Annotated in this window: 1 protein-coding gene; it reads left to right on the forward strand. The window is 42.0% G+C overall.

Features of this window, described 5'->3' with window-relative positions:
• The coding region (locus AAEZ00_RS21205) for an AMP-binding enzyme (protein WP_502959356.1) at positions 1-274 on the forward strand (274 nt) is incomplete at both ends.

The following is a 274-nucleotide window of genomic DNA, read 5'->3' on the forward strand; positions in this document are numbered from 1 at the left end:
TGGCGGTGAGAACATTCATCCAGAACAACTTGAAGCAGTATTATTAACTCATCCCAATGTCGCGCAAGCGATTGTATTTGCCCTAGACGATACAATTTTTGGCCACTTACCTGCTGCCATTATTGATTATTGTGTCGCAGACAATAGTACTAATGCAATTGAACTCGAGACCGTTAACATGGAGGCTGTTGACTTAAAGACTGTTGATTTAAGAGCCATTGATGTCGACAACATTAACCTGCAGCTGAGTCAGTTAGTTGAATCAACACTGGCG

The organism is Shewanella sp. S1-49-MNA-CIBAN-0167 (assembly GCF_040310145.1).
Lineage (GTDB): Bacteria > Pseudomonadota > Gammaproteobacteria > Enterobacterales > Shewanellaceae > Shewanella > Shewanella psychromarinicola.